The organism is Rahnella sp. BCC 1045, from assembly GCF_019049615.1.
Lineage (GTDB): Bacteria > Pseudomonadota > Gammaproteobacteria > Enterobacterales > Enterobacteriaceae > Rahnella > Rahnella contaminans.
Genome location: NZ_JAFMOZ010000105.1, coordinates 1 through 14,887, shown reverse-complemented (window position 1 = coordinate 14,887; position 14,887 = coordinate 1). Strand labels below are relative to the sequence as shown.

Sequence of the window (14,887 nt, the reverse complement as noted above, 5' to 3'; positions counted from 1 at the left end):
TTTCACCGGGGCACCGGATCCAGTACTGCGCAGCTATGATCCTGGATTTCTTCGGTCGAGGCGTTGTTGAGTTTGAGTAAATCGCGCTCGCTGGCGAGCAGCAGGAAGTCGCCGCCCGGCAGGCTGACCATCGCCATGCCGAAGTGGCCCATTTTTTTATCTGCGTCCGGCACGCCTTGCGCCAGAATTCTGAACGCGCCTTTCTCATTGAGCTCGGCAGGTGTTACTTTACGCGCCAGATAGGTGTGGCCCAGCAGTTTTTCCGGCAGTTCCTGCCAGTTGTATCCCATCTGCGCGCCCTCTCTGGCCAGCGTAGTTTTTACCTGCGGCAACAGACAGGAAATATGGATGTGCAGCTGATTCTGCGAGCGTCCGTATTGTGAATTAATCGCCAGCGAGATATTGCTGTCATCAATCGGTTTGCCGTATTTATCCGCCATAAAATGCCGCGCATTCCAGGCCTGATTGAAAAAGTTCGGCGTTTCCGGCTCCAGCAGCGCCGGGCTTTCCATACCGGTGATCCGCGCGCTGGGCATCAGTAAATACTGCAATGGCCCGTTCAGATCCTTCAGCACCACAAATCCGTGTTGTTCATCCACCTGCGCGCAGGGATCGGGTTTGCCCGTGCTGCGCTGATTCGGCACGCATTTTTTGCTGATGATGTTCCACAAGGCGTTAGGATTGGAAGAGTGGGGCCAGAAATACCAGAAAGCGGCGGCAATGATGATAAGCAGGAGCAGGGCAGGCAAAACTAATCGTCGTAAACGCATAAGAAACCTTCGCAGAAGGCACCGTGCCAGGCGAAAAACCTGGCACGGTGTCCGGATCAGTTACAGCGACTGATGGGCAGTTTCTTTGGACAGCAGCAGCGCGACCAGCGTCAGCGTTGCCATAAAGGCCAGATAAACGCCCACATAGAACAACCCGTAATGAGTTGCCAGCCAGGTGGCGATGTACGGCGCGACGGACGCACCCAGTATCGAAGACACATTATAGGAGAAGGATGCGCCGGTGTAGCGGACTTCTGTCGGGAACAGTTCAGGCAGCAGCGCGCCCATCGGACCAAACGTCAGCCCCATCACCATAAAACCGCACAGCAGGAAGACCATCACCAGCGCCTGCGAGCCTGAACCGAGAATGGTCGGGAAGCACAGTGCGAAAACAATCATCAGCAAGGTAATGCAGATCATCGTTTTGCGACGCCCAAATTTATCCGCCAGCTGACCGGCAATCGGTACCATTACGCCGAAACCGACCACGCCAATCATCAGCATCAGCAGGAATTCATTACGCGGAATGCCCAGGCCGGCGGGCTGGGCTGCCGTGCCGTAACCCAGTGAATACACGGTCATGATGTAGAACAGCGTATACGTTGCCACCATGATGAACGTGCCGAGCAGGGTCGCTTTTTTGTATTTGGTGAACAGCGTGCCAATTGGCACTTTTACCTGTTTACCGGCTTTGGCAATTTTAGCGAAGACCGGCGTTTCATGCAGGGAAACACGCACGTAAAGGCCAACCAGCACCAGCACCGCAGAAAGCAGGAACGGCACGCGCCAGCCCCAGGAAATAAACTGTTCGTCGGTCAGCAGCCAGGACAACAGCAGGAACATCCCGTTAGCGAAGAAGAAGCCAATCGGCGCGCCAAGCTGCGGGAAAGAACCATACAGCGCGCGTTTTTTCGGTGGCGCATTCTCCGTTGCGAGCAATGCCGCGCCGCCCCATTCGCCGCCCAGACCGAGACCCTGACCAAAACGCGCCAGCGCCAGCAGCATCGGTGCGAAAACGCCAATCGTCGCGTAAGTCGGCAGCAGGCCAATGACAACGGTGGAAACACCCATGGTCAGGAGGGACGCCACGAGCGTCACTTTACGCCCTACGCGGTCGCCGAAATGCCCGAACAGCGCGGAGCCAATCGGACGCGCAATAAAGGCGATAGCGAAAGTGGCGAGCGACTGTAGCGTGGCGGCCGTCGGGTCGCCCTGCGGGAAGAAGATGTGCGGGAACACGATCACCGCAGCGGTGGCATAAATGTAAAAGTCGAAAAACTCGATGGCCGTCCCGATCAGCGACGCAACGATGACTTTTCCGCGTGAGTTCTGATTCACCAGGTTGGCGTCAGCTTCTAATTCTTGAGCGATGGAGGCTTGCATAAGTGTTTCTTATTTGTTGTTGATGAAATAGAGGGTTTGTAAATAAATGTGTGGTGAAAGGGCATCTTATGCACAGCCAGACGGGTTTTCAACGAGGGAGAAATGCCTAAAAACGGCATTTCGGGCGGGATCGGGGGAATCTTTTTTGGCGTTGCCCGTTTGCAAATCATAAGTTTGCTCAATGGAACAAATTCAGAGTAACTGACTGCAAAACCGTGAAATAAAAGTACGGCCATTAGTCAGTTATTCTGGTTTTAAGGGCAGTGAGAAGTGCTATCTGGTGTTATTCACTGCTTTTTGACTTCTTTTCCAGAGTTAACGGCGGTTATATGCATTTCATCTGGCACGATGAGGTCGTCAGGCGTGTATTCGCTGTCGTTTCCCGATGTCGTTTTGGCCGTTTTTGCGCCTTTTTTCCCATGATCGGGCATTACCGGGTCATCTTTGTATTTCGCGGTGGCAATCCACGCGGCGACAAACAACGTCAGACGGGCGAAGAAATAGAAGAACGCCATCAGGCCAATGACCGACCCGAACGCCGCGCCGGAAGGCGAGGTGGCCAGTTTCGGCAGTGTCATGGTCATCACGAATTTAATCACCTCAAAGCCAATCGCCGCCAGCAGCGTGCCGCGCAGCAGGGCTTTCTTGCGCGGTTTATGGCGCGGCAACATCCAGAAAATCCACAGGAACAGCAGATAGTTGGCCGCAATGGAAATTACCAGCGCAATACTGGTCATCACCGGTCTCAGCCACTCGATACCGCCGAGCCCCAGCGCATCCACAATGGTTTTTTGCGCCGCACCGGCAATAGACGTCAGCGACAGCGTGATGATCAGCGCCAGCACCAGCCCGGTCAGCGAAATAAAATCGCGAATGTAGCGGCGGTAAATCTTCTCCTGATCCTGCGGATTGCGTTCCCAGACGTCACGCGACTGCGCGCGGATCGCCTCGCGCAGATTTCCCATCCAGCTGATGCCGGAGTACAGCGCAATCAGCAGGCCGGATAACCCGACGGCGGTGCGTTGCTGAATGGCCGTATTGACCGTGCTTTTCAGCGTATTCGCCAGATTCGGGTCGCTGATGCTGTTCACGATTTTATTGATGAGACCGGCCAGCAGATCCGGATTGGACGCCAGCACGAAACCCACGGCGGCGAAGGAAACCATCAGAATCGGGATCAGCGAGAGGAAAGAGAAATAGGTGATCGCCGCACCAAACTGGCTGCCCAGACGATCGTTGAAACGTTCCGTGGCCCGCAGCAAATGCGCGACCCAGCCCCAGGACTGAACGTATTCCACCAGCCGTGAGAATCTGCCGATGTTTTTATCCACCGTCGAATTGCCGGTTTTGATGTTAATCAGCGGGGCGGGTGTTTCCTGTTTTACCGGTTCTTGCTTAGAAATAATGGGCATTGATCCATGTTGTCCTTAAAAGTGCATCCAGTCTTAAGTATAGACGCCTGAGCCGTCCGGGTGATATCCGGCGGGTTTAACCGCTCAGGCAATGAACGTTTGGGTTATATCTGTCAGCCAGTCCATGAAGACTTTGACGCGCCGCGAAAGGTTCAGGCGGTGCGGATAAACCAGCGTCACGGGCATCGGCGGCGCACGGAATTGCGGCAAAATACTCACCAGCTGGCCACCCGCCAGCGCGTTACGAACGCCAATCAGCGGCGCCTGAATAATCCCCAGACCGGCCACGCAGGCTGAAACATAGGTTTCCGTGCTGTTGACCGTCACCGCACCGCCGCTTTTGACGGTTTTCACCTGCTTGCCGTCGAGATATTCAAACGCAGACGTATGGCTGCCGAGCGTTTGTTCGTAATGCACCATCGCGTGCTGCGCCAGCTGATCGGGATGATCCGGCGTGCCGTAGCGTTGCAGATAACCGGGGCTTGCGCAGTTAATCACGCTCAGATGCCCCAGCGGGCGGGCGATCAGGCCGGAATCCTTCAACGTGCCGCTGCGCACCACGCAGTCAAACCCTTCGCGCACCACATCCACACGGTGATCGGTACTGCTCAGTTCGATTTCCAGCGCCGGATAGCGGTTCAGAAACTCCGCCAGACGCGGCAACACCAGATGCGTCGCCATGCCGACCGACATATCCACGCGCAGCCGCCCGCTGATGCTCGCCGGGTTCGACTGAAACATCGATTCGAGTTCGTCCATGCTCGAAAGCAGTTCTTTGCAGCGCTGATAAAACACCTGACCGTCCTGCGTAAGCTGAACGCGGCGCGTGGAACGGTGCAGCAAACGGGCGGACATGCGGATTTCCAGTTGCTGGACCAGCCGCGACACGCTGCCTTTGGGTAATCCCAGACTTTCGGCGGCGCGGGTAAAATTGCTCAATTCCGCGACGCGAACGAAAACCTTCATTGATTGAATTTTATCCACATTTTGCCCGATTGTTGTTGGTTTTGAGACAGTGAAACTCATTATGGACTATTTATCATTACAGAGGAGTCCAATAGGCTGTGTTTTAAACAACGAAAACCTACCAAATGCCAATGAGGTCTGAAATGAATCGTAAAATCGCTATCGTAACCGGCGGAAGCCGTGGTTTAGGCCGGAATGCCATTGAAAAATTGGCGAAAAAGGGGGTAGACGTCATTTTCACTTACCACAGTCAGATCGACGCGGCGAAAGCCGTGGTGCAGAACGTGGAAGCCTCAGGTGGAAAGGCGGTGGCTTTAGCGCTCAATACCGGCGAAACCGGTTCGTTTAATGCGTTTGTGGCTGATGTGAAAACGCAGCTTCAGCAGGTCTGGCAGCGCGAAACTTTTGATTTTCTGGTCAACAATGCGGGCGTAGGGCTGCATGAAGCGTTCACTGACACCACCGAAGAACAGTTTGACCTGATGATGAATGTCCATCTGAAAGGGCCGTTCTTCCTCACGCAAAAACTGTTGCCGCTGATGGCCGACGGTGGCCGTATTCTGAATATTTCCAGCGGTCTGGCGCGGTTTGCGCTGCCGGGCTCTTCGGCTTACGCCATCATGAAAGGCGCAATCGAAGTGCTGACGCGTTATCAGGCGAAAGAGCTGGGCGCGCGCGGTATCACCGCCAACGTTCTGGCACCGGGAGCGATTGAAACGGATTTCAGCGGCGGAATGGTGCGTGACAATCCGCAGGTGAACCAGATTGTCTCCGCGAACACCGCACTCGGGCGTGCCGGTTTGCCGGATGATATCGGCGGGATGGTGGCGCTGATGCTCAGCGATGAAGCTGGCTGGATGAACGCCCAGCGCGTAGAAGCGTCGGGCGGAATGTTTATCTGAGCCGTTTCTCTCAGATCTGAACGTTAACTTTCCTGGAAACGCCTGGCTTTGAGATGTTGCTGTTTTTCCAGCTCGAAAATCGCCCGTTGCAGGTCACGTTCCTGCGCGGGCGACAAATGCGGAAACTTAAAACTCAGCCGCTGCGTGCTGACGGTTTCGCCTTTGTTGCTGACAGATTTACGCGGCATCGAGCCGATATATTGCAAATCCAGCTTGAACGAGCCGAGTTCCGCCAGCTGAATCAGCGAATCTTTCAGCACCGCGCCGGAAGCCATTTCCGGTGGCGTTGTGCCGTCAATTTCCAGGCCAAGACCGCCGAGGGAAATATCGCGCACGCGCCAGGCAAACTCTGAGGCATCCGGCAGCTTTCCGCTGCAACGGTAATCCGGCAGCCAGGGAACGTTCACGCGGAAATACTCGCGGCGCTGGATAAAATACAGAACGGGGGGAATGTCGCAGGTAAACGTCGGCAAACCTTCGTACGTCACCTGACGTACCTGACCGCAGGCAAATTCCACTTTCGCACCGGCAGGTTCCGCGACAAAGTTCAGCGTCCCGGCATTGATCGCCAGACCGTTTTCATAATCTGAGCTGCCCAGATCGAACAAAAACTGATGGTTGTCAGAATCAACGTCCAAAATTTTACTGATAAATTGCCCGCGGGCGTGACTGACCATGACCAGCGTCTGGTTCTTCTTCAAGTCACGCAGTACGGACAAGATTGCCAGCGTGTTCCGCTTAGCAAACGACTCTCGGGATACTTCGCTCACCTGCCACACCTCTATATGCAATGATCACAATATGTTCGTACAGCCCTCGAAATAAAAAGTGCCTATTACGGATATCGGTTATTCAAAACAAAACTTTAATGTGTAATAACGGGTATTTTCTCCGGCTTAAGATGAAATTCCGCCGAAGACAGGCCGGAGTTGCTGCCGTCTTCACTTTATATATAGGCTATCTTTCACACTATCGAAGGTTATTTTCCGCCCTTGTCACGGATTTTTTGTTGTCCGGTTCGCAACGGGTTTCAGGAGTTGTATGGAACAAGTGATCAAGTCGCTGGATGCGCTTTACATTAATATTTGCGTGACTTACGCCAGCCTGGTGTTTTTCTATTTTTTCCTCAGCAGCGACAGCCCGCTCGGGCCTAACTCCCCGCTCTACAAGCGTGTGTTGTTCGGAGTGCTCTGCGGCGCCGTGGCGGCTTTTCTGGATCGCGATTTGTTCCGACTCAGCGGCACGGTGTATTACAGCTTTGAGATGATCCCGCTGGTGATTTGCGTGTTCTACGTCGGCTGGTTCAGCGTGCTCTGTGGGTTTATGCTGAAATTCTTCCTCACCGGAATGTTCACTATCGATAACCTGTTTGTCGCGGTGATGATTGCGGGCATCTGCTATTTCCGGCCATGGCGCGACAACAACATCCGCACCTTCGCTATCGCGACGTCGATAGTCCTCGTGATCCGGCTGATTGTCTCGGCCCCTTATCTGAATTCCTGGGCAATTATCTGGAGTTCACTTGGCTACCAGCTGGTCACGCTTTTTTGCATGTTTATCTGTTACCACGGGCTGGGAGGTAAATTCCGCTACGTGCGCGCGTTCTTCCGCGAGAAAGAAAACTCGTCGATGGATTTCCTCACCAAAACCTTTAACCGTATGGGGCTGGAAGAACACCTGAAAGCGGTGCAGAAAAACCACAGCGGATTCGGACTGGCGATGCTGGATATCGATTTCTTCAAGAAAGTGAACGATACCTACGGGCATGCGATCGGCGATGACGTGTTGGTGCGCGTGGCGAATGTGGCGCGGATGATGCTGCGAAAAGACGACGTTCTGGCGCGTTTTGGCGGCGAAGAATTTGTGATTCTGATTGCCAGCGGCAACACGTACGAATGCGTGAAATGCTGTGAGCGTATCCGCCGCGCGGTCGAAAGCACGGTCTTTACCAACGCCGACGGTGAACCCTTCAAGATCACCGTATCGCTGGGCGTGGCGAACTACCAGCCAGACAAAAGTTGGCAGGAAAATATCATTGTGGCCGACAGTGCGCTGTATCAGTCCAAAACCAACGGACGCAACCGGACGACCAGTGTTTAACGATTTCTGAAAATTATTTTTCCCTCATACCGAATAAAAAGCGGTGCTCAGGTGTTTACCTCATATCGAACACTTACGGGCACCGTTTTTTATGCAAACTTCCACTTCTGTTTCCCGCCACCGTTACGACGGGCTGACCATTCTTCTGCACTGGCTGACGGCGCTGTGCGTCATTTTTCTGTTTGCCAGCGCGCATATCTGGGAAGTGCTTGAGCGCGGCACGCCGCTGCGCAAAGGGCTGCAATCCGTGCATATTTCTGTCGGGATTTTACTGGCGGCGATTATCCTCGGGCGCTTGCTCTGGCGTCTGTTTACGGTCAGCACCGGGCGCAGCAAACAGGAACCTGTCGCCATGCCGGTGATGATGAAAGCGGCGGCGCATCTGACCCATCTGGCGCTCTACATTTTGCTGGTCACGCAGATCGTGCTGGGCTTTTTGTTCCGCTGGTCTCAGGCCGAGCCTTTCTACTTCTTCGGGCTTTTCCCCATTCCTGACGTTTTCAATTTCGACGGTGTGATGACCCGAACCTTCGGCACGTTACACAACAATGTGGCCTGGGCGCTGATTGTTTTGGCGGGCGTACATGCGCTGGCCGCACTGTTCCATCACTACGTTCTCCGCGACGGCATTTTGCGCCGCATGCTGCCGGGCCGCGTCAGCCGCCCGTAAATAATCTCTCCCCTACAGGAAGACAAAAACTATGAAGACAAAAACAGTGATTCAGGCGTTGTCGGTGGTGTGTCTGGCGGGTAATTTGCTGATGTTCAGTGTCGCCGCGCACGCGATGGGTGATGATTCTGATGAGAAAAAAACGCCGGACTGCCCGAAAGGGCAAATCTACGACAGCAAAACCAAAAGCTGCATGGTGGATAAAGGCGGCATGATTTCCGATCAGGACAAAACCCAGTACGCCTACCATCTGGCGAAATCGGGCCGGTATCAGGAAGCGCTGACGGTGCTCGACACGCTGAAAGACCCGAACACCAAAGAAGCCTGGAACTATCGCGGCTACGCCACCCGCAAACTCGGACGTACCGACGAAGGCATCCGCTATTATCAGAAGTCGATTGCGATTGACGCAAATTACGCCAAAGTCCGGGAATATCTCGGCGAGGCTTATATGATTAAAGGGCGTCCTGATCTCGCGAAAGCGCAACTGGCGACCATCAGAGGCCTGTGCGGCACCGGCTGCGAAGAGTATCGCGATCTGAGCGCGGCTATCGACGGACATCCTGAATCCTGAAACGGGGAAACGCTAAATTTCACCCACCGATTTACGTCATGAACTGAGTCAGTGTCTGGCGCGTCTGTGGCGTTACGCGATGGTGTTATCGCGCAAGCCGGACGTGGCAGATGATCTGGTGCAATCGACCTGCGTGCGGGCACTTGAACGCTGCGCGCAGGTGGTTGATCGCGCCGGTGCCGATCGCTGGTTCTTTTCGATTCTGCATTCCATATGGGTCAACGAACTCAGGGCGCAGCACGTCCGTCAGGGGCAGGGATTTGTCGATGTCAGTGAAACCGACATGCCCGCCGATGCGTTCTCTTTTGAAGACCGGCGCTGGCATACGCAGGTGATGCAGCGGGTGAATGCCCTGCCGGAAGCCCAGCGGAACGCGGTGTTTCTGGTGTATGTCGAAGGTTTTACCTATCAGGAAGCGGCAATGACGCTGTCAGTGCCTATTGGCACCATTATGAGCCGTCTGGCGGCTGCCCGGCTTTCGCTGGCAAAAGACACCGGTTCCGGCGCTCAGTCACAACAGGGAGAGAAAAAATGACCCGCGAAATCCCGCAAGCGCCATTCTCCGATGAAGTTCTGGTCGCCTACCTCGATAACCGGCTGAGCGAAAATCAGCGGGCGCAGTTTGATGCACGGCTCGCCGCAGACGACCTTCTGGCCGGACGTCTGGAGCAGATGGCGCGCAGCAATTTACCTTTCCACGATGCGTTCGGGTCGATGTTGCAGGACGCGCCGGTGGGGCGTTTGCAGGCAGCTTTGGACGCGATACCGGATGCACCGGTTGCCCGTTCGCGCGGATTCAGCCGCCGTGCGTTGCTGGCGGCGTCGGTCAGCTTTATGGCCGTCGGGCTGCTCGCCGGACGCTATTCCGCGCTGCTTTCCGGCGAATCTTCCAAAGACAACTGGCGTGATCGCGTGGCGGATTACATGTCGCTGTACACCGCGCAGACACTGGCGGACGTGAATGACTCTGCTGAACAACAGCAAATTCAGCTGGCGCGGGTACATAAAACGATGGGCATTGGGCTCAGCCCGGCAGCGCTGGAAGTGCAGGGCGCTGAGCTGAAAAACGCCCGTATTTTGCATTACGACGACTACGATATTGCGCAGATCACTTACCTTGATGCGCGCTACGGGCCGATGGCGCTGTGCATTACCCGCAGCGAACACCGGAATAATACGGCGCAGGAAAGTGAAATCCGGCAAAAAATGAACGTCGTTTACTGGCGCGAGGCGGGTTACAACTTCATGCTGATCGGCCACAGTCCCGCAGCCGTTATGGCGGCGCAGGCCGCGGCTTTGCGGGCTAATCTCGCCTGAGTAGTTTCTCTCCGAAACTAACTTATGTAATTATTTAAAGTATTAAACTATTTTTAATGCACGTAACGACGATGTTAAATTGTTTACGAAATCTCGATAATATGAGTATTCGGTAACATTTGTGTGGTTGATTTGTCGTTGTTCACCGCGGTTTTCGTTACTCCCCATTATTGTCCTTTCAGACTCTGAGGAAATAATCGCTTATTTCCCCACCGCACCGGGTTGTTGATTTCGTTTATCCAGGGAATCTGGATAGCTTTCACCTGCAAAACTAAAACTAAACATTCAGAGAAACAGACGTCATGAGAAAGATACTCGCCATGATCCTCTGCCTTAACGTGGTTGCATTCAGCCAGACAGCGTTCGCAGAAGATGAAAAGCCCGTTGATGTGTTACTGATCGGCGGCGGCATTATGAGCGCGACGCTGGGAACATACCTTCAGGAATTAGAGCCGGACTGGTCAATCGACATGGTCGAGCGTCTGGACGGTGTGGCACTCGAAAGTTCCAACGGCTGGAACAACGCCGGTACCGGGCACTCTGCGCTGGCTGAAATGAACTACACGCCGGAAAAAGCCGATGGCAGCATCGACATTTCCAAAGCGGTCGAAATCAATGAATCCTTCCAGATTTCCCGCCAGTTCTGGACTTATCAGGTACAGAACGGCGTTCTGCACAACCCGCGTTCCTTCATCAACAGCACGCCGCACATGAGCTTTGTGTGGGGCGATGACAACATCAATTTCCTGCGTAAACGCTTCGCGGCGCTGCAACAAAGCACGCTGTTCCGCGGCATGGAATATTCAGAAGACCCGGCGCAAATCAAACAGTGGATCCCGCTGGTGATGGAAGGCCGTGACCCGAAACAGAAAATCGCGGCGACCCGTATTCCGATCGGCACCGACGTGAACTTCGGTGAAATCACCCGTCAGCTGGTGGCCTCGCTACAGAAAAAACCCAACTTCTCGCTGAGCCTCGGCCATGAAGTGCGCGGTATCAAACGTAACCCGGATAACACCTGGAACGTGACGGTGGCTGACCTGAAAAATGACGGCAAAGAAAGCGTCATCAAGGCGAAATTCGTCTTTATCGGTGCGGGCGGCGCGTCCCTGACCCTGTTGCAGGAATCCGGTATTCCTGAAGCGGATAACTACGGCGGCTTCCCGGTTGGCGGCCAGTTCCTGGTGACTGAGAACCCGGAAATCGTGAAACGCCATCTGGCGAAAGTGTACGGTAAAGCTGCCGTCGGCTCCCCGCCGATGTCCGTGCCGCACCTCGACACCCGTATTCTTGATGGTAAACAGGTTCTGCTGTTCGGGCCGTTCGCGACCTTCTCCAGCAAATTCCTGAAAAACGGTTCCCTGTGGGATCTGTTCGGCAGCGTCAACTTCTCCAACATCATGCCGATGACCCACGTGGGTATCGACAACTTTGATCTGGTGAAATATCTGGTCAGCCAGGTGATGTTGTCCGACGAAGACCGTTTCGATGCGTTGCGTGAATACTTCCCGGATGCGAAGAAAGAAGACTGGCGTTTGTGGGAAGCCGGTCAGCGCGTGCAGATCATCAAGAAAGATGAGAAAGAAGGCGGCGTGCTGCGTCTGGGCACTGAAGTAGTCAGCTCCAAAGACGGCAGCATTACCGCGCTGCTGGGCGCATCACCGGGCGCGTCTACCGCGGCACCGATCATGCTGCACCTGATGGAAAAAGTGTTCAAAGACAAAGTTGCAACGCCGGAATGGCAGGCGAAACTGAAGGAAATCATCCCTTCTTACGGCACTGAGCTGAACGGCAACGTCGCCGCCACCGAGAAAGAACTGGGCGACACCAGCCGCGTTCTGATGCTGGACAACCCGCAACCTAAAGCGGCTGAACCTGCACCGGCTGCAGAGACAAATGCTGCACCGAAAAAAGAGCAAAAAGTCGTCGCTGACGTCGCGCTCTGATCGAATTTATTAAGCAGTGATTTTGAAGGCGCGGGAGACCGCGCCTTTTTTGTTTCTGCTTTCCACCATTTTCCTGAAAATACGGAAATATAAAAAATGCGTGGAACTAAGACCGATGTGCTTACAGAGGCTTCAGTGGTTGGCACCCTTCGCCTAGATAAAATGTGAAGGAATAAAAAAGTAACTTATTTATCAAAGGTTAGTTTTGAAATATGGAATCATGTAATGAAGATGATATCCATTTGTTTTCATGAAGAGTTTGAATCTCTGTTTCCACAATAATCTCCAGATAACAGACAATTCGCACCAATTGGATTTGGTTTCTAATGCCTATTTTCTCATATATAATATTACGTTGGCTTTTCACTGTGTTAATTGAAACCCCATTTTGGGTCGCAATGTCGCTAAGCTTACTCCCATTCCCCAAATGGGTAGCAACGTTGGCTTCCCGAAGTGTGAGATTAAAAAGCGTACATAAAATAGATTCACTACGAACATTATGGAATGGGTCACATATAATTAATGTGGCATTATGATCATTTGACGATATTGAATTGTTAGCCACTATGCGAACCAGATAAAACCTATCCCTGTCGCGCTGGACTTTTATTAATTTTGTGTATTGATTGGTTGCGGTGAAAATATCCACCAACGATTTCTTAAACTGAAAATGGCTATGGCTGTCTTGCATTTTTATATGGTTTTTCTGAAGCAATATGCCATCTTCTCTGACGAGTATTCCATGCCCTTCTGAATTCATTTTAATGAGTCGGCCTGACTTCGATATATTAATGATTGCAGTTGCTGAATTACTGAATGCATCAGGTACATCTGTTTCATTTAGAGATTGATTACATAACTGTAAATGTACATGTAGCGCAGTTCTGAGAAGCGGAGATAATTGAGATATGGTATCAGAATCTGCCACTTTAAATTCTCCACGGCGAGGATCACTTCGTACAGCTAGAATTCCCCGGTCTCCATTTTGAGAGTAAAAATTGACAAGTAGTGCATCTTTATATCCAAAGGACTGAAAAGAAGATCTATGAACTTTGCCCCATTCAGGGTCTTGATTACATAGGTCAGCCATAGTAAATCCGGTATCCAGTTCGTATCGGGTGACTCTTTCAGATATAGGATCATGATAGCTTCTTTTTTTAAGGTAAAAATCAGAGAAAAAACTATCAACTCCGGTATGACAAATCAAATCTACAGGTTTTTTTGTGTTGCTTATTCGTAATGAAAGGGAACTAGATGAAACACAAAATAGAGCATTAATGTTATTAAGTACTCTTTGAATTGAGTATTGGGTATCGTCCACTCCGTAAAGTGGACGCAATACTGAAGAAAAGATATCACGACTTTCCATATCTGATACCTATCTTAATAAGTTGTTGGGCTGTTGGCTGTATATTTTCATAGCATGTTCCTTCACACTAATCTATCACATTGATTTACTATTTATTCTACTTTATCAGTAAAACCATGTTTACGCGCTAAAAATGTAATAAAAAAAGCAATAATCAAGAGGCCTGTGACAAAATATGGCAGAGATAACACCCCTGTTTTCATTAAGAGCGCCCCACCCAGGATACCTCCCCCACCAATCGCAATATTCCAAATAGTCACCATCATTGATTGGGCAACATCAATAGCATCACTCGCGGTCTTTACTAATGCGGCTTGCAAAAGTGTAGGAGCGCCTCCGAAGGCGAAACCCCACACGGCTATAGACGCATATATTGACCAGCTTTGACTTGTTACCGTTAGTGCGAAGATTGATACTGCAAAAAGTAAAATGCTTAATATCATCGATTTTCTAGGCCACCGGTCAACGGTGAGACCGGCACCCCAGACACCTGCCAGTGCGGCTATGCCGAAAATAAATAATACTAAATCAATATGTTCCGATAGCCCTATATTTGAAATAAATGATGCGATGTAGGTGAAAATTGTATTATGGGCAAGAATGAAGAGTAGCGTTACAAATAAAACAACTGATACACCTTTCATTTTTGCTACCTGAAAAAGAGAAAGGTGTTCACGTTTTTTTTGGCCTGCCGCATCTGGCACTGACATAATAACCCAAAGAAACAAAATCATAGTAAGCGCACTCATAACTATAAAGTCAGTACGCCAACCTATTAATCCTGCAAGATATGAACCTGTGGGTATACCAATTGTCAGGGCTAAGGGGGTTCCCAGCATTGCAATTGCAATCGCACGCCCGGCAAGATGAGGAGGTGACATGCGAATGGCAAACCCAGCAGCTAAAGACCACACTAATCCGGCAAAAACACCACCAAAAAAACGGACCACTAGAGTCAGCATATAGCTGGTAGAAAATGCTGTGATTATATTGACGATCGCAAATCCAAAGATAGCCAGTAACAATAAAGGCTTGCGACGCATACCTTGAGTTAAAGTAATCAACGGAATTGCACTTAACAATGAACCCGCAGCATAAACAGTTACCAGCTGGCCTCCGTAACTAGCAGAAATCCCAAAGTCTTGGCTAATCCATAGCAAGAGCCCCGCAGGCATGGCTTCCGTCAACATTGTGATAAAGCAAGCCATAGACAAAGCCAATAAACCAAACCAGGGTAATTTATCTTTTGAATAATTATTCATGTCAAAATTTTTCCTACCTTAGAAGAAGATGGTGCAAAAAAATCCATTAGAAATTCATTCCTAAAAAATATCACTCTCTTGCATAGAAGAATTGCTATCAACATTCCATTATGACGGGCGTGCAATTAATTAAAAATGGCTATTCGAAACTAACTAAAATTTCTATTCACCTTCAAGATCTATTAAATTCCTATTTTCAGGCATCACCCTTAAGGG

At 51.5% G+C, this 14,887-nt stretch carries 14 protein-coding genes; 7 read left to right on the top strand and 7 right to left on the bottom strand.

Annotated features, from left to right (window positions below; all coding sequences use genetic code 11):
• Positions 1-2: 2 nt before the first annotated feature.
• The 4 genes from J1782_RS05370 to J1782_RS05355 all read right to left on the bottom strand — a co-directional run bounded on the left by J1782_RS05370 (position 3) and on the right by J1782_RS05355 (position 4,549).
• Positions 3-770 (bottom strand): CDP-diacylglycerol diphosphatase, encoded by a 768-nt coding sequence (locus tag J1782_RS05370; protein ID WP_217152599.1) that lies wholly within the window; start codon positions 768-770, stop codon positions 3-5.
• A 60-nt stretch (positions 771-830) separates the two neighbouring features.
• Complete coding sequence (locus tag J1782_RS05365) at positions 831-2,153, bottom strand: MFS transporter (RefSeq protein WP_208951246.1); 1,323 nt, start codon at positions 2,151-2,153, stop codon at positions 831-833.
• 287 nt (positions 2,154-2,440) lie between these two features.
• Positions 2,441-3,565: an inner membrane protein YhjD gene (gene yhjD, locus J1782_RS05360; RefSeq protein ID WP_152323646.1), complete on the bottom strand. Its 1,125-nt coding sequence runs from the start codon at positions 3,563-3,565 to the stop codon at positions 2,441-2,443.
• Between the two features lie 84 nt (positions 3,566-3,649).
• Positions 3,650-4,549, bottom strand: a complete 900-nt coding sequence (locus tag J1782_RS05355) for a LysR family transcriptional regulator (protein WP_193333065.1) — start codon at positions 4,547-4,549, stop codon at positions 3,650-3,652.
• 125 nt (positions 4,550-4,674) lie between these two features.
• Here J1782_RS05355 and J1782_RS05350 point away from each other — a divergent pair, with 125 nt between their 5' ends.
• Positions 4,675-5,433: an SDR family NAD(P)-dependent oxidoreductase gene (locus tag J1782_RS05350; protein ID WP_165060824.1), complete on the top strand. Its 759-nt coding sequence runs from the start codon at positions 4,675-4,677 to the stop codon at positions 5,431-5,433.
• A 23-nt stretch (positions 5,434-5,456) separates the two neighbouring features.
• Here J1782_RS05350 and J1782_RS05345 read toward each other — a convergent pair whose 3' ends face one another.
• Entirely contained in the window at positions 5,457-6,203 is a 747-nt protein-coding gene (locus tag J1782_RS05345; RefSeq protein ID WP_152323643.1) for a flagellar brake protein, read from the bottom strand.
• Positions 6,204-6,474: 271 nt separating this feature from the next.
• Between J1782_RS05345 and J1782_RS05340 the strand changes: the two genes are divergently transcribed.
• The 6 genes from J1782_RS05340 (at position 6,475) to mqo (ending at position 12,040) form a co-directional block, all read left to right on the top strand.
• Positions 6,475-7,533 (top strand): GGDEF domain-containing protein, encoded by a 1,059-nt coding sequence (locus tag J1782_RS05340; RefSeq protein ID WP_208951249.1) that lies wholly within the window; start codon positions 6,475-6,477, stop codon positions 7,531-7,533.
• Between the two features lie 91 nt (positions 7,534-7,624).
• The gene (locus tag J1782_RS05335) at positions 7,625-8,203 is read left to right on the top strand and encodes a cytochrome b (protein WP_217152598.1); all 579 of its coding nucleotides are present in this window, start codon (positions 7,625-7,627) and stop codon (positions 8,201-8,203) included.
• Between the two features lie 31 nt (positions 8,204-8,234).
• A complete protein-coding gene (locus J1782_RS05330; protein ID WP_165060832.1) occupies positions 8,235-8,777 on the top strand; it encodes a tetratricopeptide repeat protein in 543 nt (180 codons plus the stop codon).
• A 79-nt stretch (positions 8,778-8,856) separates the two neighbouring features.
• Positions 8,857-9,312, top strand: a complete 456-nt coding sequence (locus J1782_RS05325) for a sigma-70 family RNA polymerase sigma factor (RefSeq protein ID WP_254302934.1) — start codon at positions 8,857-8,859, stop codon at positions 9,310-9,312.
• Positions 9,309-10,094: an anti-sigma factor gene (locus J1782_RS05320; RefSeq protein WP_217152597.1), complete on the top strand. Its 786-nt coding sequence runs from the start codon at positions 9,309-9,311 to the stop codon at positions 10,092-10,094. The genes J1782_RS05325 and J1782_RS05320 overlap by 4 nt, the downstream gene beginning before the upstream one ends.
• Before the next feature lie 302 nt (positions 10,095-10,396).
• Complete coding sequence (gene mqo, locus J1782_RS05315) at positions 10,397-12,040, top strand: malate dehydrogenase (quinone) (RefSeq protein ID WP_101077664.1); 1,644 nt, start codon at positions 10,397-10,399, stop codon at positions 12,038-12,040.
• Positions 12,041-12,239: 199 nt separating this feature from the next.
• On the opposite strand, the gene J1782_RS05310 is transcribed toward mqo, so the two are convergent.
• Positions 12,240-13,409 carry a helix-turn-helix transcriptional regulator gene (locus J1782_RS05310; RefSeq protein WP_165060840.1) on the bottom strand — a complete coding sequence of 390 codons (1,170 nt, stop codon included), beginning with the start codon at positions 13,407-13,409 and terminating at the stop codon, positions 12,240-12,242.
• A 92-nt stretch (positions 13,410-13,501) separates the two neighbouring features.
• The gene (locus J1782_RS05305; protein WP_254302933.1) at positions 13,502-14,671 is read right to left on the bottom strand and encodes an MFS transporter; all 1,170 of its coding nucleotides are present in this window, start codon (positions 14,669-14,671) and stop codon (positions 13,502-13,504) included.
• Between the last annotated feature and the right edge of the window lie 216 nt (positions 14,672-14,887).